At 49.7% G+C, this 23,077-nt stretch carries 14 protein-coding genes; 12 read left to right on the top strand and 2 right to left on the bottom strand.

Annotation, left to right across the window (positions count from 1 at the left end; translation table 11 throughout):
- Positions 1 to 122 precede the first annotated feature (122 nt).
- Both KUA49_RS12550 and KUA49_RS12545 read left to right on the top strand, forming a co-directional pair.
- A complete protein-coding gene (locus KUA49_RS12550) occupies positions 123 to 3,449 on the top strand; it encodes a TonB-dependent receptor domain-containing protein (protein WP_218411655.1) in 3,327 nt (1,108 codons plus the stop codon).
- A gap of 292 nt (positions 3,450 to 3,741) precedes the next feature.
- Entirely contained in the window at positions 3,742 to 6,999 is a 3,258-nt protein-coding gene (locus tag KUA49_RS12545; protein WP_218411656.1) for a TonB-dependent receptor, read from the top strand.
- A 322-nt stretch (positions 7,000 to 7,321) separates the two neighbouring features.
- On the opposite strand, the gene KUA49_RS12540 is transcribed toward KUA49_RS12545, so the two are convergent.
- Positions 7,322 to 8,632, bottom strand: a complete 1,311-nt coding sequence (locus KUA49_RS12540) for a serine hydrolase domain-containing protein (protein ID WP_203049040.1) — start codon at positions 8,630 to 8,632, stop codon at positions 7,322 to 7,324.
- A gap of 21 nt (positions 8,633 to 8,653) precedes the next feature.
- Complete coding sequence (locus tag KUA49_RS12535; RefSeq protein ID WP_218411657.1) at positions 8,654 to 10,480, bottom strand: DNA polymerase III subunit gamma/tau; 1,827 nt, start codon at positions 10,478 to 10,480, stop codon at positions 8,654 to 8,656.
- Between the two features lie 121 nt (positions 10,481 to 10,601).
- Between KUA49_RS12535 and KUA49_RS12530 the strand changes: the two genes are divergently transcribed.
- The 10 genes from KUA49_RS12530 (at position 10,602) to KUA49_RS12485 (ending at position 23,048) form a co-directional block, all read left to right on the top strand.
- Complete coding sequence (locus tag KUA49_RS12530) at positions 10,602 to 10,964, top strand: FtsB family cell division protein (protein ID WP_218411658.1); 363 nt, start codon at positions 10,602 to 10,604, stop codon at positions 10,962 to 10,964.
- Positions 10,965 to 10,993: 29 nt separating this feature from the next.
- Entirely contained in the window at positions 10,994 to 11,410 is a 417-nt protein-coding gene (locus tag KUA49_RS12525; RefSeq protein WP_203049037.1) for a hypothetical protein, read from the top strand.
- 101 nt (positions 11,411 to 11,511) lie between these two features.
- The gene (locus KUA49_RS12520) at positions 11,512 to 12,342 is read left to right on the top strand and encodes a DUF4369 domain-containing protein (RefSeq protein WP_203040258.1); all 831 of its coding nucleotides are present in this window, start codon (positions 11,512 to 11,514) and stop codon (positions 12,340 to 12,342) included.
- Positions 12,343 to 12,358: 16 nt separating this feature from the next.
- On the top strand, positions 12,359 to 13,744 hold the full coding sequence (locus tag KUA49_RS12515) for a dihydroorotase (RefSeq protein ID WP_218411659.1): 1,386 nt from the start codon (positions 12,359 to 12,361) through the stop codon (positions 13,742 to 13,744).
- Positions 13,744 to 14,568, top strand: a complete 825-nt coding sequence (locus tag KUA49_RS12510; RefSeq protein WP_218411660.1) for a vitamin B12 dependent-methionine synthase activation domain-containing protein — start codon at positions 13,744 to 13,746, stop codon at positions 14,566 to 14,568. Before KUA49_RS12515 ends, KUA49_RS12510 begins: the two co-directional genes overlap by 1 nt.
- A gap of 67 nt (positions 14,569 to 14,635) precedes the next feature.
- On the top strand, positions 14,636 to 15,862 hold the full coding sequence (locus tag KUA49_RS12505) for a metallophosphoesterase (protein ID WP_218411661.1): 1,227 nt from the start codon (positions 14,636 to 14,638) through the stop codon (positions 15,860 to 15,862).
- 5 nt (positions 15,863 to 15,867) lie between these two features.
- Positions 15,868 to 16,626, top strand: a complete 759-nt coding sequence (locus KUA49_RS12500) for a lysophospholipid acyltransferase family protein (RefSeq protein ID WP_218411662.1) — start codon at positions 15,868 to 15,870, stop codon at positions 16,624 to 16,626.
- Between the two features lie 59 nt (positions 16,627 to 16,685).
- Complete coding sequence (locus KUA49_RS12495) at positions 16,686 to 17,426, top strand: polyprenol monophosphomannose synthase (protein WP_218411663.1); 741 nt, start codon at positions 16,686 to 16,688, stop codon at positions 17,424 to 17,426.
- A 335-nt stretch (positions 17,427 to 17,761) separates the two neighbouring features.
- The gene (gene mfd, locus KUA49_RS12490; protein WP_218411664.1) at positions 17,762 to 21,208 is read left to right on the top strand and encodes a transcription-repair coupling factor; all 3,447 of its coding nucleotides are present in this window, start codon (positions 17,762 to 17,764) and stop codon (positions 21,206 to 21,208) included.
- Positions 21,209 to 21,686: 478 nt separating this feature from the next.
- Positions 21,687 to 23,048: a TrpB-like pyridoxal phosphate-dependent enzyme gene (locus tag KUA49_RS12485; RefSeq protein WP_218411665.1), complete on the top strand. Its 1,362-nt coding sequence runs from the start codon at positions 21,687 to 21,689 to the stop codon at positions 23,046 to 23,048.
- Positions 23,049 to 23,077 lie beyond the last annotated feature (29 nt).

Genomic DNA, 23,077 nt, shown 5'->3' with positions numbered 1-23,077 from the left:
AAAAGCATAAAATTCACCCTTTTGTAACACTTATATTGGATTTTTTGTTTAATTTTGCACTCGATAACGATATAAGAGGGAATATTTCCCAAACAATTAATTAAATTTTTATAATAAAAGGTATGCAGAAAAGATTGCATTTATTAGTGGCTTTGCTGGCCTTTATGGTAACCACAGCAATGGCGCAGATAACAACATCTAGCGTTAGTGGTAAAATTACAGCTAATGGCGAAGATGTCATTGGCGCAACAATCAAGGCTGTTCACCAACCTTCTGGTACAGTCTATCGTGCAGTGACCAACATGGATGGTCGTTATTCTATTCAGGGTATGCGCCCAGGTGGACCTTATGTTCTGGAAGTAACCTACGTGGGTTACAAGAACAAGCAGGTAAAGGGCATTTCTCTTTCTCTTGGTCAGAACACAGTCTTGAACGAGACTTTGGCTGAGGATGCTGCTCAGTTGGAAGACGTAGTGGTTGTGGCTGATCGCAACAACAACATGCGCACCGACCGTGCTGGTGCTACAACAAGTATTAATGCCGACCAGATTGAGGCTGTTCCTACCGTATCTCGTAGCATGAACGACCTCTTGAAGTTGACTCCTCAGGGTGCCAACGTAGGTAGCGGTTTTGCTGTAGGTGGTGGTAACTACCGTCAGTCTTACGTTACTGTGGATGGTGCTGCGTTCAACAACGCCTTCGGTATTGGTGGTAACCTGCCAGGCAACGGATCACCAATTTCACTCGATGCTTTGGATCAGATTTCAGTATCTTCATCTCCATACGATGTTCGTTTGAGTGGATTTACAGGTGGTGCTATCAGTGCCGTAACCAAGAGCGGTACCAATGATTTCAAGGGTACAGCTTATATGTACACTACCAACTCTCACTTGCGTGGTAACAAGGTGAGCGATTACGAGTTGAATCGTCTCCAGTCTCATTCTACTACATGGGGTGCCAGCTTCGGTGGTCCTATCATCAAGGATAAGTTGTTCTTCTTCGCCAACGGTGAATATCAGAGCAACATCTCTGCTGGTCCTTCTGGTACGGCTCGTGTAAATGCTTCTGATGATTGGTCTCCATCATCTGGTACCGTTCACCGCCCATTGCAGAGCGATATGGACAATATGCTCAGCTTCCTCAACAAGACCTATGGTTACAACCCAGGTCGTTATCAGGGATATTCTCTTGATACACCATCATACAAGTTCCTGGCTCGTATCGACTGGAACATCAACGAGAACAACAAGTTGAACATCCGTTTCTCTAAGAGTCACGACAAGGATTCTTCAGCTCCATCTAGCTCAACCACTCCATTCAAGGATTCTGTCATTTATCCTGGTGGTGAGGATGCTACAGGTGGTAAGTCTCAGTCGGGTCGTACAGCTAATGCAGGTCTCTACTTCGAGAGTGCACGCTATTATCAGGAGAAGAACTTTACTTCTTTCGCTGCTGAGTGGAACTCTAAGTGGGGTGGTGTAAGCAATGTACTCCGTGCTACTTACTCCTATCAGGATGAGCCACGTACTTATGTAGGTGGTATGTTCCCAACTGTAGATATTCTGAAGAATGGTTCTTACTACATGGGCTTCGGTCCTGATCCGTTTACTCAGGGTAACCTGCGACAGGTGAAGACTTTCGTTGCTACAGATGAGGCTTCATGGGCCATGGGTATCCAGAACTTCACCGCTGGTCTCCAGTTTGAGACCAACGAGGCTACCAACGGCTTCGGTGCTGCTTCTGCAGGTTACTATGTGTTCGAGTCTATGGACGATTTCATGAACGGCAAGGCTCCTAGAAGCTATGGTGTTACCTTCCCTATGGATGGTTCAAGCCAGTTTAACGCTACCATGAAGTACAACCAGTTCTCTGCTTATGTTCAGGATCAGGTTAACTTCTCAGACCGTTTCCGCCTTACAGCAGGTTTGCGTTTCGAGTTGCCTATCTATCCAGAGCTGAAGAACAACTACAACAAGGCCTTCGCAGCCATGAAGTGGAAGAACGATGCTGGTGTAGAGTCTCAGTACACTACCGATCAGCTTCCTGATGCTCCTTTGACAGTTTCTCCTCGTGTAGGTTTCAACTGGGATATCCTCGGCAACCACAAGTTGGTGCTCCGTGGTGGTACAGGTTACTTCATCGGTCGTCTGCCTTTCGTCTGGCTCGTATCTGCTGTAGGTAACGCTGGTTGCGGTCAGTACACCTATTATTATAATACTCCATCTGACAAGGGTGCTAAATATTTGATGGATAAGTTCTATGCTAGCCGTGATGAGCAGGTAAATGTATTGAAGCAGCAGGGCTTGGCTGTTAACCGTGATGATGCAGCAGCTCCTTCTTCTCCTACCATCATCGACAAGGACTTGAAGATGAATGCTACCTGGAAGACTTCTCTGGCATTGGATGCCAAGTTGCCTTACGATATTGACTTCTCTCTGGAGGGTATCTATAGCCGTGAGTTCAATCCAGCTACTGTTATCAACCTCGACCGCTACTGGGATGGTAATTCATACATAGAGTTGGCTCCTGGTGACAAGCGTAAGTGGTATTCACGCAACTCATCTATCAACCCTTATATGATTACAAACGCTGGTCATAAGGCATACTACTACTCAATCACTGCATCTTTGGCTAAGAAGTTTGCATTCGGTTTGAACCTCTCTGCATCTTACACCTATTCAAAGGCTAAGTCTTACGGTGATGGTGTAGGCGACCAGGTTTCTTCTGCCTACTACAACAACCGTTACTCTGTAAACGGTAACAACGATAAGGAGTTGGGTTATGGTACCTACGTGGCTCCTAACCGCTTGCTCATCTCTGCTTCTTACAAGAAGGACTACGGTAAGAACTTCGGTTCTGAGGTTGGCTTGATCTACGAGGGTATGAATATGGGTTATGCTGACGGTTACAGCTGCACACGTTACACTTACCAGTTGACTGGCAATGTAGTTAACGACTACGGTTCTAACGGTTTGGTTTACATCCCAGCTTCCCGCGAGGCTTTGGATAAGTGGAACTTCAAGGACAATGGTAAATATACAGCTGAGCAGCAGAAGGATGACTTCTGGGCTTACATCAACCAGGATGATTACCTGAAGAATCACAAGGGTGAGTATGCTGAGCGTGGTGGTGCTGTGATGCCTTGGCATCATCAGTTGGACTTCAAGTTCAACCAGAACTTCTATCTCAACGTAGCTGGTCAGAAGAATACTCTCCAGTTTGGTGTTGATATCAAGAACTTGGCTAACCTGTTGAACAACAGCTGGGGTCTCTACAAGACCGTTAACAACACCAAGTTGTTGAAATATACAGCTGGCAAGAATGGTGCTCAGGGTTCATTCCAGTTCCAGAAGAATGGTAAGGAAGTATTGTCTAAGACATACACCAACAACACAAGCTTCAACTCTACCTATTCTATCCAGTTCTCTATCCGTTACATCTTCAACTAATGGATAGGAGTGGTACAGAATAGATAAGCCATAAAATAAATGGATGCACTTCTCTAGTAATAGGGGAGTGCATCTTTTTTTGTCTGCGTGTTCGGCAGTTATAGTCAGCTGTTTATATCCCAAAACACCTATTTCGGGGTCTTTTTCCAATTTTAATCGAATTTTCTTCCTCTAAAAACTTGTTATTTCAAAAATTTTGTTTAAATTTGCAGCTAAGAAGTATAAAAAGGATTAAGTAAGTCTTCTGGGAAGATGAAATCCTGTTATTATTAACCAATTTATCTGAAATTCTATGCAGAAAAGATTGCATTTACTAGTGGTTTTGCTAGCCTTTGTTGTCTCTACGGCAATGGCGCAGATTACCACATCTGGCATCAGCGGTAAGGTAACATCCGACGATGAGAGTGTCATCGGTGCTACCGTTACTGCCATTCACCAGCCTTCAGGTACGGTGTATCGTGCCGTGACGAATATCGATGGCCGTTACACCATCCAGGGTATGCGTCCGGGTGGACCATACAAGGTTGAAGTATCTTACATCGGATACAAGGACAAGAGTGTCAACAATGTAAACCTGAGCTTGGGTGAGACTACCAACCTCACCTTCTCCTTGAAGGAGGATGCGCATCAGCTCCAGGAAGTGGTGGTAGCTGGCAAGGCGGGTCTCGCTGCTTCTCGTACAGGTGCTGCCACCAGTATGAATGCCGAGCAGATCAACAATATGCCTAGTATCACCCACGGCATTGCCGATGTGGCTCGCTTGAACCCTCAGCTCACGGTTACCAATTCGGGTAACATGTCGTTTGCCGGTACCAACAACCGATACAACAACTTCATGATTGATGGTGCGGCCAACAACGACGTGTTCGGTCTGGCTTCCAGCGGTAATAACGGCGGTCAGGCGGGTGCTCAGCCTGTATCTATGGAGACCATCGAGCAGATTCAGGTGTCTGTAGCTCCTTTCGATGTGCGACAGAGCGGTTTCACCGGTGGTGCCATCAATGCCATCACCAAGAGCGGTACCAACAAGTTCCACGGTTCTGCCTATTACTATGGCTACAACCAGGACCTCATCGGTACCAAGTATCCTTATCTGGATGGCACGGGTTATGCGCCTAAGTATCAGAAGCAGACTCAGTATAACATGGGTGTTACCCTGGGTGGACCTATCATCAAGAACAAACTCTTCTTCTTCGCCAACTACGAGCGTACCAACAAGGAATATCCTAACCTCTATGGTGTGGATTCCGGTAACTCGAAGGTGAATACCGATCAGGCGAAGGACATCATGAATATGTTGCAGAAGATGGCTGAGAAGCAGGGCGTAGCATTCAATGACTACTTCAGCAACCAGGATATCTACACCAAGAGCGATAAGGCGGGCTTGAAACTCGACTGGAACATCAACGAGTTCAATAAGTTTGCCATCCGCTGGAGTCTGGTCAAGGCAGAGCAGTTGAGTGGCGGCGGCAGTGCTTCCAGCCTGAACACCTATGCCTACAGCTATCCTTTCAAGAGCAATACCAACTCTTTCATCGCTGAGCTTCAGAGCCGTATCTCTCCAAACGTGAGCAATGAGGCCCGTGTCAGCTTCGTAAGAGTACGCGATAGCCGTGATATCAAGGCCAACCTCCCTATGATTTCCATCACAGGTGTGGGTAGCGGTACGGTGAACATCGGTACAGAGCGTAACTCTCAGGCTAACTACCTGAACCAGGATATCTGGACCATTGAGGACAACCTGACATGGCTCCGTGGCAACCATACCTTCATCTTCGGTACCCACAACGAGTTTTACCATTTCAAGAACATGTTCATCTCTGATAAGTTCGGTTCTTATACCTTCAAGGGATACGACAACTTCAAGGCTTATTATGATGACTATATGAATGATAAGCTGGATCCTAACAAGGTTTACATGAACCAGTATCGTTACGGACAGGCTAATACAAGTGTAACCGGCGACCCTAACTGGGCTTCTGAGTTCTCATCAGGTCAGTTTGGTTTCTATGCGCAGGATAAGTGGAATGCCAGCAACAATTTCACTCTTACCTATGGTCTCCGTCTGGATATTCCTGTGTTCTTCGACACTCCGATGGAGAATGCCGAGTTCAACGCCTTGTCTGAGAAGATGGGTTGGGGCATGAAGACCAATGATAAGCTCAAGTTCTCTCCAATGCTCTCTCCTCGTGTGGGATTCCGTTGGGATATCAACAACGACCGTAAGTTCATCCTCCGTGGTGGTGCAGGTGTCTTCACCGGTCGCATCCCATTTGTTTGGGTAAGCAACAACTTCTCAGGCACAGGTCTGCAGCTTTCTTCATACGATAGCAACAACTCTTCTACCAAGGGCTTGGAGCTCATCCTCGACCCAAGCAAGCAGAATGCCAATGCCGATAAGATGAAGGTGAGCGCCGGTAACCAGGATATTGCCGTTTGCAGCAAGAACTTTAAGTTTGCCCAGAACCTCCGTCTTAACCTCGGTTTCGATTTTGAACTGTTGGGCATCGACTGGACCGCTGAGGCCATCTACTCAAAGACATTGAATGATATTCTCTATAAGAACCTGGCTCAGGAGCAGAGTGGTGAAACCTTCTCTCAGAAGTATGGTTACGAGTGGGACAACCGTCCGCTCTATCAGAGTGTAGTGAAGGGTACTCCTATCGCAGGTGTCTATGCCCTGGGCAATACATCGAAGGGTCATACCATCAACCTCTCTCTGAAGGCGGAGAAGCATTTCGACTTCGGTCTCGACCTGATGGCAAGTTACACCTGGACCCGTTCACGCAGTGCTGCCAATGGCGGTTCTTCTGTGGCTAAGAGTTCATGGACTTACCAGTATACTCATCGCGACTGCAACGACTTGGAGGTGGGTAACTCTGCCTACAACGTGCCTCACCGCATCCAGGCATCTGCTTACTACCACATCGACTATGGTCATCAGAAGCAGTGGAAGACAACCCTGGGTGTCATCTACCAGGCTAAGAGCGGTTCACCTTACACCTATTATTATTATGGTGATGTGAACGAGGATGGTTCCAAGGGTAATGACCTGTTCTTCATCCCAACCGATGCACAGATTGACAAGATGCGTTTCGAGGAAACCAAGTATAACAACAATACCTTCACCAAGCGCATGTTTGGCGATAATCATGGCGATAAGCTCACCGAAGAGATGCAGCGTGAGATGTTGAAGAAGTGGATTGCAGAGGATTCTTACCTCAGCAAGCACCGTGGCGAGTACTACGAGCGTTATGCAGATAACCTGCCATTCGAGCATCATTTCGATGTTCACTTCGGTCAGAAGTACAGCTTCAAGGTAGCTGGTCAGATTAACTCCATCGAGTTGACCTTCGATATCCTCAACGTGGGCAACCTCTTGAACAAGGATTGGGGTCATACCTATGGTGATGGCTTCGGCACCTACTATTCTCCTGTTAACTATCAGGGTGGTGGTGTTTACCAGTTTACCGGTGCTTATGCTTACAAGAGCTATAGCGATTACTACAGCCGCTGGCGTGGTCAGATTGGTTTGAAGTATACTTTCTAAAAAAAGCATATTTCATTTGGAAGTAAAAACAGATAAGATAATAAAGTAAAATAAAAGTCCCTGGAGATGTTTCCATTCTCCAGGGACTTTTATTTTGTTTCTTTTCATCTATGTCTATCTATATTCAAAGCTAAAAATGCCTATCCTCAAAGCTAAAAATATCTATCCTTAAGGCAAAAAATATTTTCCCTTAAGGCTAATTATATTTTCCCTTAAGGCTAATTATATTTTCCCTTAAGGCTAAATATATTTCTCCTTAAGGCTAATTATATTTCCTCTTCAGGCTATATAAATCTATCCTTTATGAGGAATCAGCTTTCCTTTAGATGAACAAATCCTTCTTAGGCATGCCCGGCATGTATTTCTGTCTTAGTTTTTCAAAGAAAGCCATGCTGTCGTTTGAGAAGCCGTGACCCTTCCAGGTGGATGTGTTCGTGATGAGAATCCAGCACTGACCGTCGGGATACTTCAGAACCAGAGCCGATGTGCCGGCCAGTGAACCCGTGCGAATCCATGGGCGATTGCTCTTCGGCGTGTAGTTCCAGCCGATGGAATACTGATGGTCGGGCTGCTCGGTGGTCATAAACTGGATGCTCTTCTTGCTCAGGATATCCTTCACATGAGGCATTCCGTCGATGCTGGCTATGAAACGGCTCAGCTCGGCAGCCGAACCACACCAGGCTCCTGCGCCCGACAGGCGGGGAAGGTCGGTGTCACCATAGCATTTTTCCACCAGTCGTCCACTGTTGTTGTATTCATACACAGGGATGCTGCCCTGGTGCATGTAGTACTTCGTCTCGTTGGGGCGGCGGTCCTTTAAGTAAGTGCCGGCAATGTGCATGTCGTAGCATCCGGCAGGCTGGAGCACATACTTCTGCATGAAGTTCTCGTATTTCATGCCGCTCTTCTTCTCGATAATCATCGAAAGGATCATGTAGCCCAGGTTGCTGTAGCATTTGCCCTGACCCGGCGTATAACCCAGATGGCGCTTCAGCAGAATCCTGAGCAGTGTCTTGTGGTCGGGAGGAGTAGTGAGGCGGTTTTGCATCATGATGTATCGGGTGGAGGATACCGGGTCGCCGGCGTAGTTGTTGAAACCCGCCTGATGGCGAAGCAGCTGCTCCACGGTGATGTCGTAATATCGCTGGTCCTTGATGCCATTATTATAGGTGGTATCGTTGAGGATTCCCTTCGGTCCGAACACCTTCTCGTTCAGCTTCAGTTTCTTCATCTCCTGCAGTTTCATGATGCCCACAGCCGTGATGAGCTTCGATACCGAGGCAAATCGCATCAGCATGTTAGGCTCCATCTTGATGCCCTTTTCCTTGTCAGCCCATCCGAATCCGCGGGCGTAGAGTAGGGAGTCGTTGCGGGTGATGACGAGCTGGGCACCGTTGATTTCCCAACGTTTCAGGTATCTCTCTACCACGGAGTCAATCTCGTGGTATTCCTTTCCCTCGGTCAGTGCGTTCGAGATGGAGTCGTTGATGTGCGCCTTGGGCAGGGTATCCGCTTTAGCCTTCTCGTCAGATGATGAACAGCGGGATACGCAGCTGTGCGTAGTCCATCCTATGATAGCGGTGAACGTAATCAGTATGATAGCGATGCGTTTCTTTCTTAATCTTCTTGCCATTGTTTTCTTTAAAATATAGGTTTATGCCATGACTAGCTTCAGCTCCTGGGTGAGTTTGGCGATGGCTGGGTTCTCCTTCATCAGGTTGTCCAGCAATTCCCGTTTCGAGAGAATCTTGGTCACCTCGTTGGCTTCTGCCAGTCGATAGTCGATGGTTACAGATTGGTTGCCCAGTCCTATCTTGAAGGTTTGCAGTATTCTTCCCTTGATGCTCTGAATGTCGTTGAGCAGCAGTTGGTTGTCTACCACCACTTCAATGTTCGGGTATTGTGTAATCTTCGGAACCACCGCTTTCATGCGGTTGGCAAGACCAATGAAATCCTTCACGTTCTGCATTCTCAGACACATGCCTATCCATTGTCCTTCCACCTGTTCCTGGGTAAATTCGATATCCGTAGCCGTATCTGTATGGGCAGCCTGGGCGTTCGGGTCGTCCTTCAACTGGTCGATAGGATTATACGTGCGTCGGTTAGCCTCTTCCGTTTTCTTCAGGTTGGCAAAACTCATGCCTATGCCGCTCAGTTTCACCTGGCTTATCTTCTTCTTCGCAGGAGCTGCTTTTGTAGCTGCTTTTGGCGCAGCAGTAGCCGCAGCGACAGTCGCAGCTTCTCCCTCTGGGGATGAGGCTGTGCTTCCGCTCTCTTGCCCGGCACCTGCACCCTGAGCAGCAGGCTTAAGCTGGGCAATGATTTTCTGAAACAGGGATTTTAGTCTATGGGGCGTACGCCCCGCACTAGGCACGTCCTGGTCTTCCGGTTGTGTAATCTGTCCTATCTGTATCAGGGTAAGCTCTACCAGCAGGCGCTTGTTCGAACTCTGGCGATAGTGCACATCGCATTCGTTCATCAGTTTCAGTGCCTTATATAAGAAAGGTGTAGGTGCCTTCTTGGCCTGTTCGGCATACTTAGCCTTCTGCTCGTCGCTTACTTCCAGCAGGGGCAGGGTCTGAGGGTCTTTTGCCATCATCACGTTTCTCACGTGCTTGGCGAGTCCCTGAATCATGTTGCCGCCGTCGAATCCCTTGTTCAGGATACCGTCGAGCACCACCATCATCTGGCTTATCTTGTTCTCTATGGCGAGGTCTACCAGCTTGAAGTAGTTGTCGCTGTCGAGCACGTTCAGGTCTTCTATCACCTTCTGATAGGTAATGTCGCCCTGGCAGAAGCTTGCCGCCTGGTCGAAGATGGAGAGGGCATCGCGCATACCGCCGTCTGCTTTCTCTGCGATGACGGCGAGTGCCTGGTCCTCGTATTTCACGCCTTCCTTCTCAGCCACCATCTTCAGGTGGGCGATGGTGTTGGCCACGGTCATGCGCTCGAAGTCGTAAATCTGGCATCGGCTCAGGATGGTAGGCAGAATCTTGTGCTTCTCGGTGGTGGCGAGGATGAAGATTACGTGCGATGGCGGTTCCTCCAGTGTCTTGAGGAAGGCGTTGAAGGCCTGTGCACTCAGCATGTGCACCTCGTCGATGATGAACACCTTGTACTTACCCACCTGAGGCGGGATGCGGGTCTGCTCCATCAGGGTCTTGATCTGGTCAACGCCATTGTTGCTGGCGGCGTCCAGCTCAAAGATGTTGTACGAACGCTGTTCGTTGAAAGCCTTGCAGCTCTCGCACTCGTTGCATGCCTCGCCGTCTTCGCGGGGATGCTCGCAGTTGATTGCCTTGGCAAAGATGCGGGCACAAGTGGTCTTGCCCACGCCTCGAGGACCGCAGAAGAGGTAGGCGTGCGCCAGCTTGCCGCTCTTCACCGCGTTCTTCAGAGTGGTGGTCAATGCACTCTGTCCAACAACCGAATCGAAGGTCATCGGACGGTATTTTCTTGCAGAAACGATGTATTCTTCCATTACTTTTTGCTTGAAACTTTGTTGTCTTGCATTATTTTTTCTTAATTGTGATGCAAAGATAACAAAAAAATATTATCTTTGCAAACAAATTCAGACAAATAAAGTCAAATTATAGAAATTAATGAGTCAGAAACTAAGTATTATATGGAACTATCTCGCTCACTATAAGTATCTTATAGTCATTATAGCGGGTGTTTTGATTGTGGGCGTTGTTGATGATAACAGCATCCGCCAGCACATCAAGTATCAGTTGCAGATAGCAACTTTGCGTGAAGAGATCGGAAAATACCGTGAACAGTATGAAAAAGACTCCCGTCAGCTCAAGGAGATGCGCCAGGGACCCGATGTCTTTGGCAAGATAGCCCGTGAGCGTTACTTCATGAAGTCGGACGATGAAGACATCTTCGTGCTGAGCACCGATCTGCCGGATGAGGTGGTGCCGCCGGATGATGCTGACGAACCGCAGACTGAGAGTGTTGAGTAATATTGTTAAACCCTATTTATATCATAACGATGAAACAGTTAAGTAAGATACAGAGTGCTATTTTTCTGCTTGGCGGCGTACTGATGGTTGTCGGTGCGGGCTGCTTTGCATTTGGCTTTATTTATCCTAATATGTTGCTTTACACCTGCTGGATGTTCCTGTTGGGCACCGTGCTTTTCTCCCTGGTGCAGGCGATGCAGTTCTACGAGGGCGATTCGCAGGTCATCCACCGTCTGAAGCGCATGCAGTATATTGCCGATATTTTCTTCGTGCTGTCGGGTATCTCGATGGTAGATACGGTGTACGCCTTCTTCCGCCATTGGTTTGCCAATCAGGAGACTTACATCACGTATTTCTACAACAAGTGGGTGGTGTTCCTGCTCATCGCAGCCTTGCTCGAACTCTACACCACGCATCGCATTTCGCACGAGCTAAAATGCAAATAAAACATAAATAGATGTAATATTCAATTAAATTGCTTGAATTTATTTCGCTACTTCAATAATTGATTGTACTTTTGTTCACTGAATTGTGAATTACAAAGCTTATGAATAAGATATTTTACGCACTGATCACCTTAATGGCGCTTACATCATGCGCCGCCAGTTACGATATCTCAGGTACTTCTAACGTAAGCACCTTAGATGGTCGTATGCTGTATCTTCAAATCTTGAAAGACAATGAATTTAAGAAAATTGATTCATGTGATGTAGTCCATGGGCAGTTCCACTTCCAGGGAAGTGTGGATTCTGCCAAGATGGCCAACATCTTCATGGATGATGAACCCGTGCTGCCACTCGTTCTGGAGAGCGGATGCATCACGGTGAAGCTTGATGATACCCAGCAGGTGGTGAGTGGCACGCCGCTCAACGACAAGCTCTTCGGGTTCTTCAAGAAATACCAGCAGTTGCAGAATCAGCAGCGTGAGTTGGTTCATAAGCACGACCAGGCTATCATGAACGGTAGCGATATGCAGGTGGTTACGGCGAAACTCAACGAGGAGGCGATGCGACTCTCTGACCAGGAGGATAAGCTGATCACATCCTTCGTCACCGATAATTTCGATAACGTGTTGGGTCCGGGCGTCTTCTTTCTCGTCACCATGGGCAATCAGTATCCGATGCTTTCACCATGGATTGAGGACATCATGAGCAAGGCCACCGACCATTTCAAGAACGATGCCTACGTGAAGGATTACTATCAGAAGGCGCAGGAAAACCAGGCCATCATGAATGGTACGCATGAATCTACAGGCGGCGTGACTCCGGAAATGGAGCAGATGGCAGCACCTCAGGGAGACCCTAGTGCGGCGACAGCCCCAGCAGCGACTCCAACCCCTAATGATTTAGCAAAGCCAACTATTCCGGCTGCAAAATAAAAGATAACATTATATTATGTCTAAAGTATTAATTCAAAACGGAACTATAGTCAACGAGGGTCGCTCCTTCAAGGGCGATCTTCTTGTTGATGGTGAAGTTATTTCTGAGATATATGAAGGCATGGCACCCCGTGGCATCTACGACGAAGTAGTGGATGCTTCGGGGTGTTTTGTTTTGCCTGGAGTGATAGATGACCATGTCCACTTCCGTGAACCGGGATTAACCCGCAAGGCGGACATCGAGAGCGAGAGCCGTGCGGCTGCCTATGGTGGCGTCACCTCTTATTTCGAGATGCCGAACACGGTGCCGCAGACTACCACCCTTGAGGCGTGGCAGGAGAAGCGAAAGCTGGGTGCACAGAAGAGTCATGTAAACTACAGTTTCTTCTATGGAGCCACCAACGACAATGTGGATTCCTTTGCCCAGCTCGATGTGCATCACGTTCCGGGCATCAAGCTCTTCATGGGCTCCAGCACTGGCAATATGCTGGTGGATAAGATGGAGTCGTTGCAGCGCGTGTTCAGCACAGCCCAGCAGCTCGATCTGCCCGTAATGACCCATTGCGAGGATACCGACATCATCAATCGCAATATGGCGGAGGCAAAGGCGAAGTATGGTGAAGACCCTGCCGTGGAGCACCATCCTGAGATTCGCAGCGTGGAGGCATGCTACGAGAGCAGCAAACTGGCGGTAGAACTCGCCAAGCAGTTTGGTACCCGCCTTCATATCGCCCACGTTACCACCGCCAAGGAATTGGAACTCTTTGATAATCAGGAAGAGAATCTTCCGAAAGAGAATCTTCAGAACACAGATTCAGTGAATCTTCCTCAGATAACCGGCGAAGCCGTGATAGCCCATCTCGTCTTCTCCGATGCCGATTACGCAACAAAGAAGGCACTCATCAAGTGCAATCCTGCCATCAAGACGCTTGCCGACCGCGATGCCCTTCGCCGTGCCCTGAACGACGGGCGCATTGCCACCATCGGCACCGACCATGCCCCACATGAGTTGAAGGATAAGCAGGGTGGGTGTGCCAAGGCAGCATCAGGCATGCCGATGGTTCAGTTCTCCCTCGTTTCTATGCTCCAACTGGTGGACGAAGGCGTGCTCACCATCGAAAGGATGGTAGAGCTGATGGCACATCAGCCAGCCCAGCTCTTCCAGGTAAGTCAGCGAGGATTCCTTCGCAAGGGATACCAGGCAGATATCGTCATCGTCAGACCGCAGTCGCCATGGAAGGTGACCAAGGAGGTGATTCAGAGCAAGTGCCAGTGGAGCCCGATGGAGGGACACGAATACCAGTGGCAGGTGGAGCAGACCTTCTGCAACGGCCACCTTATATATAATAAGGGAGCCTTTGATGCCGACTATCGTGGAGAGGAATTGAATTTCAGAAGTTAATGAATAAGACTTATAGCATATCAGAATTGACCCCGTACATCAACTGGCTCTATTTCTATCATGCCTGGGGACTGAGCGGAAAGCCAAGGGAAGACAAGGAGAAGATGAAGCAAGAGGCATTGCAGATGCTTGCCTCCTGGGAGGAGAAATACCATACCCGTGCCATCTTCCGGCTCTTTGAAGTCTGCAGCGAAGGGGATGATTTAATTTTCTTCCTTCCTGGAACACGCTTCCGTTTTCCGATGCTCCGCCAGCAGCATCCTTCGGCACCAGGCGAACCCAATCTCTGCCTTGCCGACTTCATCCGTCCTCTTTCCCAGGGCATCAGAGACCAGATAGGAGTGTTCTGCACATCGGTGGATGGAACCATCATCGACGAGTATAGCCATGACGACTATCTCAACATGATGGCACAAACCCTGTCCGACCGACTCGCTGAGGCTACGGCAGAGAAACTCCACGAAGAGGTGAGAAAAGATAGAGCGTATTGGGGCTATGCACCCGATGAAAACCTCACCATCGAGCAGCAGCATCGCGAGGAATACCAGGGCATCAGGCCAGCCATCGGCTATCCGTCGCTGCCCGATACCAGTGCCAATTTCCTCATCGACCAGCTCATCGACATGAAGCAGGCAGGCATTCGACTCACCGAAACGGGAATGATGACGCCTCATGCCAGCGTCTCGGGATTCATGTTCGCACATCCCAAGTCGCACTACTTCGAATTGGGAAAGATAGGCGATGACCAGCTTCGCGATTACGCCCGCCGCCGTGGCGTGCCCGTAGAACTGATGAGAAGGTTTTTGGCAGTTTATAGTTTATAATTTATAGTTTATAGCTGGGCATATTAAACGATAATACGATAAGATATAATAATATAATCATAATGATATGATAGCAAGAATTCTAATTCCCATCGTGCTGTTCTCTGTGTTGCCTTATCTCTGGATAGATAGGCAGTATCTGCACGTGCGCAAGGGATGGAGAAAGATTTTATATTGGCTGCCTGTGGCCATCGTGATAGGATACAGTTCCTATCTGGCGCTGGGTGCCGACTTCATGCCCGACGACCCGATGCTCATCGACATCTGGTTCGGAATGATGGCGGTACTTGCCGTGCCGCAGTTTGTCTTCGCCCTCTGCAGCTTCGTGGGCTGGGAGTGCATGCGCCTTTCACGCCGATTCAAGCACCACCGCAATACGCCTAGCCGGCATGCTTCACGCAACTGGGGCAAACTGGTGGGTGGCGTGCTTGCCGTCGTGGCATTCTTCTGCTTCATCTATGGCTTCACTAAGGGCATCAGGCAGTTTGAGGTCAAGCATATCACCGTCTATGTCCCAGATCTGCCGAAGGAGTTTGATGGCTACCGCATCGTACATTTCAGCGATATCCACCTGGGTTCCTTCTACGGATGGCGACGCGATTTGCCGCAGCGCGACATCGACAGCATCAACGCCCAGCGTGCCGATCTCATCTGCTTTACGGGCGATATTCAGAATGTAAAGCCTTCTGAATTAACGCCTTATCACGAATTGCTCAGTTCGCTGAATGCCAAGGATGGCGTGGTGAGCGTGTTGGGAAACCACGATTACACCTATTATATGCACATCGATGACAACGACCAGCTTGCCAAGAAGGAGATGGAGCTCAGGGTGCAGAATTTCGAGCGATCCTGCGGATGGCGACTGCTGATGAATGAGCACATCGTGCTGCATCGGGGCAAGGATTCCATCTATGTGGCTGGCACGGAAAACTACGACAAGCCTAAGCGCACGCAGGTGGCGCAGGCACTCTATGGCATCAGGCCGGGACAGTTTGTGCTGATGCTCCAGCACATCCCAACGCAGTGGGAGGAAATGCTGCCGTCTACCATCAACGAGATGCACGGCTCCAGAGACTCCGTGCTCGTGGCTCCGCAGTTCACCCTCAGCGGTCACACCCATGCCGGACAGGTTTCCGTGCTTGGTCTGCGTCCGACCATGTTAGCTTCTTACGATTACGGACTCTACGAGCGTGAGGGCTGCCAGCTCTATACCACAGCCGGACTCGGCGGCACCGTGCCTATCCGCATCGGAGCCACCCCGGAAATCGCAGTTATAACTTTAAAGAGAAAATAAACAAGATGAAGTACATATATAGATTATACCAATTAGTCATTTGCTTGCCCATACTCATTGTGGCAAGCATCCTTACCAGCCTGACTACAGTGATAGGCTGCATGCTGGGCAATGGCCACTTCTGGGGATATTATCCAGGCAAGTTGTGGTCACAGTTGTGGATCAGAATCCTCTTCCTGCCCGTCAAGGTAGAGGGTAGGGAGCACCTGAAGAAAGGCCAGAGCTATGTGTTCGTGGCGAATCATCAGGGTGCCTTCGACATCTTCCTCATCTATGGCTTCCTGGGCCGTAACTTCAAGTGGATGATGAAGAAAGGCATCCGCAACATCCCGCTCGTGGGTCTTGCCTGCGTCTATGCCCACCACATCTTCGTAGACAAGAGCGGTCCTTCCAAGATCCGTGCCTCTTACGATAAGGCGCGCGAGGTGTTGAAGGAAGGCATGTCGCTCGTGGTGTTCCCAGAGGGTGCCCGCACCTTCACCGGCCACATGGGCGTGTTCCGCCGTGGAGCCTTCATGCTTGCCGACGAGTTGCAGTTGCCGGTTTGTCCGCTTACCATCAACGGCAGTTTCGATGTCAAGCCACGCATGAAGGACATCTATTGGGTATTCTGGCATCCTATCAGGCTCACCATCCACGAGCCAATCCAGCCGATAGGCAAGGGACCGGAGAACATCAAGAACCAGATGACCAAGAGCTACGACGCCATCATGCAGGGGCTTGATAAGGAATATCAGGGCTTTGTTGAAAATCCCGACCAATAAATTCGCTTATTTCAGATAAAAGTTGTACTTTTGCACTTGTAACTATAAAACAAAAGAATATGAGTGATAGCATTGTAATCATTCCTACATACAACGAGAAGGAAAACATAGAGAAAATCATCCGTGCCGTCTTCGGTCTGGAGAAGGAATTCGACATCCTTGTCATCGACGACGGAAGTCCGGATGGCACGGCTGCCATCGTCAAGAATCTCATTGCCGGCGAGTTTGCCAATCGCCTCCACATCCTGGAGCGTAAGGGCAAGCTGGGTCTCGGCACCGCCTACATCAAGGGCTTCAAGTGGTCATTGGAGCATGGCTACGACTTCATCTTCGAGATGGATGCCGACTTCAGTCATGACCCTAACGATCTGCCACGCCTCTACGCCGCCACCCACGACGAGGGTTTCGATGTAGCCGTAGGTTCCCGCTATGTATCGGGAGTCAACGTGGTCAACTGGCCTATCGGTCGCGTGCTGATGAGCTATTTCGCTTCCAAGTACGTGCGCATCGTCACGGGCTTCCAGGTACACGATACCACAGCCGGATTCGTGTGCTACCGTCGCAAGGTGTTGGAAACCATCGATTTGGATGCCATCCGCTTCAAGGGCTACGGTTTCCAGATAGAGATGAAGTACACCTCTTATAAGATTGGTTTCAAGATCAAGGAAGTGCCGGTTATCTTCGTGAATCGCCGCGAGGGAACCAGCAAGATGAGTGGCGGTATCTTTGGCGAAGCATTCTTCGGAGTGATGAGATTGCGACTCGATGGCTGGTTCAGGAAATACCCAAAAATAAGTTAGTAACAGGACTTTTGCAAGTGACATCCTGCTGCCTTAGAATAGTCGACTCTCGCAAACGTCCCCGAAGGGGGCGAATGTGAATAACCGCTGGTGGAATGACCGAAGGTCATGGAACCTGCGGATAGCTGACACACTCTCTAATCGTCCCCGAAGGGGGCGAACAGTAGCAAGACAGGAGGTGGTTCGCCCCCTTTGGGGACGCTTTCTTCCTCCTGTTGATTGTCCGCAGGTTCCATGACCTTCGGTCATTCCACCAGCGGTTATTGAAAGTTGGCCCCCTTCGGGGACCGGAGGTTACTTCCGAAACTTGAATTAGTAATTAGTAGTAATTAGAAGTGACATTACAGGATATAGCAAAACTTTACGGGCGTTCGCCCCAGGCGAATGCCCTCGTTGATTTACTGAAGAAGAAGTCGGTGCATTCACTTTTTCTTCAGGGATTGGTGTGCTCTTCAGCCTCCATGTTTTTCGGTTCGATGAAGGCGAGGTTGAAGCGGTCGGTGCTTTTCGTGCTCGATGATGCCGACGAGGCGGGATATTTCTACCACGACCTCACTCAGATGCTGGGGCAGGAGAGCGTCTTCTTCTTCCCCTCCAGCTATCGCCGTGCCGTGAAGTATGGCCAGCGCGATGCCGCCAACGAGATACTCCGAACCGAAGTGCTTGCCCGATTGTCGGCAGGCAACCCCATTTTTATCGTTTCCTATCCCGATGCCCTTGCCGAACTCGTGGTGTCTAAACAGCATCTGGATGAGAAGATTCTGAAACTTTCTGTCGGTCAGCAGATTCCACAGGTAGATGTGGTGCATCAGTTGCGCGATTTCAAGCTCCAGGAGGTGGACTATGTCTACGAGCCTGGCCAGTTTGCCGTGCGTGGAAGCATCATCGATGTCTATTCCTACAGTTGTGAATTTCCGTTCCGCATCGATTTCTTCGGAGATGAAATCGATACCATCCGCACCTTCAGCATCGAAGACCAGCTCTCCAAGGACAAGCGCGAGAGCATCGAGGTGGTGCCGGAACTCGCCACCGGACAGACCGTGAAGCAGTGCTTCCTCCAATTCCTCGAACCTTCTGCGCTCGTGGTGATGAAGGATTACACCTATCTGCACGACTGCATCGAGAAGATTTACAACGACGGATTCTCCACCCAGAGCCTTACCGAGCAGCTGGAAGGAGCCACCGAGATGGAGGCAGAACGCATCCGCCAGGAGATGAAGAAGGAACTCAACCTGGTGAGTGCCACCGACTTCCAGCATGCCCTGTGCGAACACGTGCGCGTGGAATTCGGCAAGATGGCAGATGGCGCAATAGCCCGCAAGCAGGATCAGTTTGCCGAAGCCAAGGGCCATTCCAATGCCGTGATCAGTTTCGATATGGCACCGCAGCCGCTCTTCCACAAAAACTTCCAGCTCCTGGCACAGACCCTGGAGGATTACCAGCTCAAGGGCTACACCTTATATATATTGGCCGATAGCCAGAAGCAGCAGCAGCGACTCAAGGACATCTTCGCCAGCGAGGAACTGGAGAAATATCAGATACAGTTCAAGCCCGTTGACAAGACTATCCACGAGGGATTCGTTGACCACGAGAAGAAGGCATGCTTCTTCACCGACCATCAGATTTTCGACCGTTACCACAAGTACAACCTGCGTTCCGACTCTGCCCGTGCGGGCAAGATGGCGCTCACCATGAAGGAGTTGCAGGAGATGGCACCGGGCGATTTCATCGTACACGTGGATTTCGGTATCGGAAGATTTGGCGGACTGGTACGTGTGCCTACGGGCGACAGTTACCAGGAGATGATCCGCATCTTCTATGCCAACCACGACATCGTAGACGTCTCCATCCACTCGCAGTATAAAATCAGCAAGTATCGCCGTGGAGATACCGGCGAACCGCCGCGCCTCTCCATCCTGGGTTCGGGCGCCTGGGATAAGCTGAAGAACAAGGCCAAGAAGCGCATCAAGGATATAGCCCGCGACCTGATCAAGCTCTATGCCAAGCGTCGCAAGGAGAAGGGATTCGCCTACAGTCCAGACAGTTATCTGCAACACGAGCTGGAGGCTTCGTTCCTCTACGAGGATACCCCCGACCAGAGCAAGGCCACAGCCGATGTGAAGAAGGATATGGAGAGCAAGCGTCCGATGGACCGACTGGTGTGTGGCGACGTGGGCTTCGGCAAGACCGAGGTGGCCATCCGTGCAGCCTTCAAGGCAGCGTGCGACGGCAAGCAGGTGGCAGTGCTCGTGCCTACCACGGTGCTCGCCTACCAGCACTACCAAACCTTCATGCATCGCCTGGAGCAGTTGCCCGTCACCGTGGATTATCTGAGCCGTGCCCGTACTGCCAAGGATACCCGACAGATTCTTCAGAGCCTGGAAGAAGGCAAGATAGATATCCTCATCGGAACCCACAAGCTCATTTCCAAAACCGTGCATTGGCACGACCTGGGCCTGCTCATCATCGACGAGGAGCAGAAGTTCGGCGTTTCCACCAAGGAGAAGCTGCGCCAGCTGAAGGTGAACGTGGATACCCTCACCATGAGTGCCACGCCTATCCCGCGCACCCTGCAGTTTTCGCTAATGGGTGCCCGCGACATGAGCATCATGCGCACTCCGCCACCAAACCGCTTTCCTATTCATACAGAGGTGGTTACCTTCAATGCGGAAACCATATCCGATGCCATCAACTTCGAGATGAGCCGCAACGGACAGGTGTATTTCGTGTGCGACAGGATAGCCAAGCTCCCCGAACTGAAGATGCTGATAGAGAAGAAGGTGCCCGATTGCCGCGTAGCCATCGGACATGGACAGATGAAGCCCGAGGAACTGGAAAAGATCATCATGGGATTCATCAACTACGACTTCGACGTGCTGCTCTCCACCACCATCGTGGAGAACGGAATCGACATCTCCAATGCCAACACCATCATCGTGATGGATGCCCACCACTTCGGACTGAGCGACCTGCACCAGATGCGAGGCAGAGTGGGGCGTAGCAACAAGAAGGCATTCTGCTATCTGATAGCTCCGCCTAAGGCTGCGCTCACCTTCGATGCACGCCGCCGACTGGAAGCCCTGGAAACCTTCAGCGACCTGGGCAGCGGTTTCAACCTTGCCATGCAAGACCTGGATATCCGTGGTGCCGGCAACCTGCTGGGTTCCGAACAGAGCGGATTCATGGAAGACCTGGGTTACGAAACCTACCAGAAGATTCTCTCGCAGGCAGTAACCGAACTGAAGAACGAGGAGTTCAGCGACCTCTATCAGGAAGAGATGAAAGAGGGCGAGCAGCTTACGGGCGATGACTTCGTAGACGATTGCGCCGTAGACAGCGACCTGGAGATGTATTTCCCTGATTCCTATGTTCCCGGCAGTGCCGAGCGAATGCTGCTCTATCGTGAACTCGACCATCTGGATAGGGATGAGGAAGTGGAGGCATTCCGCCAGCGCATGATCGACCGCTTCGGTCCGATACCTCAGGAAGGTGATGAGCTGATTCATGTGGTAGGTCTTCGCCGTGTGGGCAAGCTGCTGGGTTGCGAGAAGATTCTGCTCAAGGGTGGAGCCATGCAGCTGCAGTTTGTAAGCAATGTGGATAGTCCGTTCTATCGCAGTAAAATGTTCTCGCGAGTGATAGCTTATGCCACCAGTCATATTCAGGATTGTGCCCTGAAGGAAAAGAACAACAAGCGTATCCTCCGCATCAGTCATGTAAAGAGCGTGGAGCAAGCCAGAAGTCTGCTGGATATGATTTCCGGGATTCAGGTGGATGAATAAGTGCCATCAGGTTTTCTCATCATAAAACCAGGTGGACTAAAGATAGCTTTTAGTTGGATATATATAAAAATAGCAATGGTTTCGATACTCTTATCGAAACCATTGCTTGTTTATTTGTATAAGTAAAAGATGATGATTTAGCGTTTCCCAACGCCGTTTGTTTTAACTGTTGCAAAGATACGAAGTTTTCTGTAAATGATGGGGTAAATTTTGTTGTTTATAGGAGTAAAAACTGTTTTATATATGCTTTTTGGACTAAAATAACACCGAGTAGGATAATTTTCACCCATTGTCCACCCCTTTGGAGTACTTTCTAAAATATTTTATAAATAAAATCAGCATTTCTTTTGCCTATATCGAAAATTCTTTGTATCTTTGCGCCCAAGTTCTGACAGATTGAAAGGGAATCTTTCGTAAATCCGTGCAATCTGTAAACGAATGTAGGTAGAATTATAGAAATAATCAAATAATAACAATCATGAGACAGAAAAAGTTTATCCTTCAGGAGCAGGAACTTCCTACTCAGTGGTACAACATTCAAGCTGACATGCCTAACAAGCCATTGCCACCTTTGAATCCACAGACCCACAAGCCGCTCACAGCCGACGACTTGTCACACATCTTTAATAAAGAGTGCTCCAAGCAGGAGCTCGATACAGAGCATGCATGGATCGACATCCCAGAGGATGTGCGAGAGAAGTATGCCTACTACCGTTCCACACCGCTGGTTCGTGCCTACGGACTGGAAGAGGCGCTGGGTACCTCGGCACACATCTACTTCAAGAACGAGAGTGCTACTCCATTAGGTTCACATAAAATCAATTCGGCACTGCCTCAGTGCTACTACTGCAAGCAGGAGGGTGATACCAACGTTACCACCGAGACCGGTGCCGGACAGTGGGGCTGTGCCCTTTCTTACGCAGCCAAGCTCTACGGTTTGGAGGCAGCCGTTTACCAGGTGAAGATTACCATGCAGCAGAAGCCATACCGCTCCAGCATCATGCGCACCTTCGGAGCCACCGTCGAGGGTTCTCCATCCATGAGTACCCGTGCGGGCAAGAACATCATCACCCGCGACCCACACCATCCAGGTTCTCTGGGTACGGCTATTTCCGAGGCAGTGGAGCTGGCTACTACCACTCCGGGCTGTAAGTACACCCTGGGTTCCGTTCTGAACCATGTGGCTTTGCACCAGACCGTCATCGGACTGGAGGCAGAGAAGCAGATGGCGATGGCTGGCGAATATCCTGATAAGGTGATTGCCTGCTTCGGTGGAGGTAGTAACTTTGGCGGATTGGCTTTCCCATTCATGCGTCATAACCTGAGTGGCAAGAAGCACACCGAGTTTATCGCTGCCGAACCGGAGAGCTGTCCTAAGCTGACACGTGGTAAGTTTGAGTATGATTTCGGAGATGAAGCGGGATATACTCCATTGCTGCCTATGTTTACCCTGGGTCATGACTTCAAGCCAGCCAACATCCATGCCGGCGGTTTGCGCTATCATGGTGCGGGCATGATCATTTCGCAGCTTATCAAGGATGGCTACATGCATGGTGTTGACATCCCCCAGATTGAGGCGTTCGAGGCAGGTATGCTTTTCTCTCGTGCCGAGGGCATTATTCCGGCTCCAGAGAGTTGCCATGCCATCGCAGCTACCATCCGCGAGGCAAAGAAGGCGACGGAGGAGGGAACCGCTCCGGTTCTCCTGTTCTGTCTCTCAGGTCATGGCTTGATTGATATGCCATCCTACGAGAGCTATCTCAATGGAGATTTGCAGAATTATAAGGTTAGTGACGAGGAGATTGAGAAATATCTCAAGAATGTTCCTCAGGTAGATTAAATTCAGGTAGATTAAAAAGCAAAAGCCAG

Source organism: Segatella copri (assembly GCF_019249655.2).
Taxonomy (GTDB): Bacteria; Bacteroidota; Bacteroidia; order Bacteroidales; family Bacteroidaceae; genus Prevotella.
The sequence above is the reverse complement of the archived record's forward strand: the minus strand, read 5'-3'. Positions and strand labels throughout refer to the sequence as shown.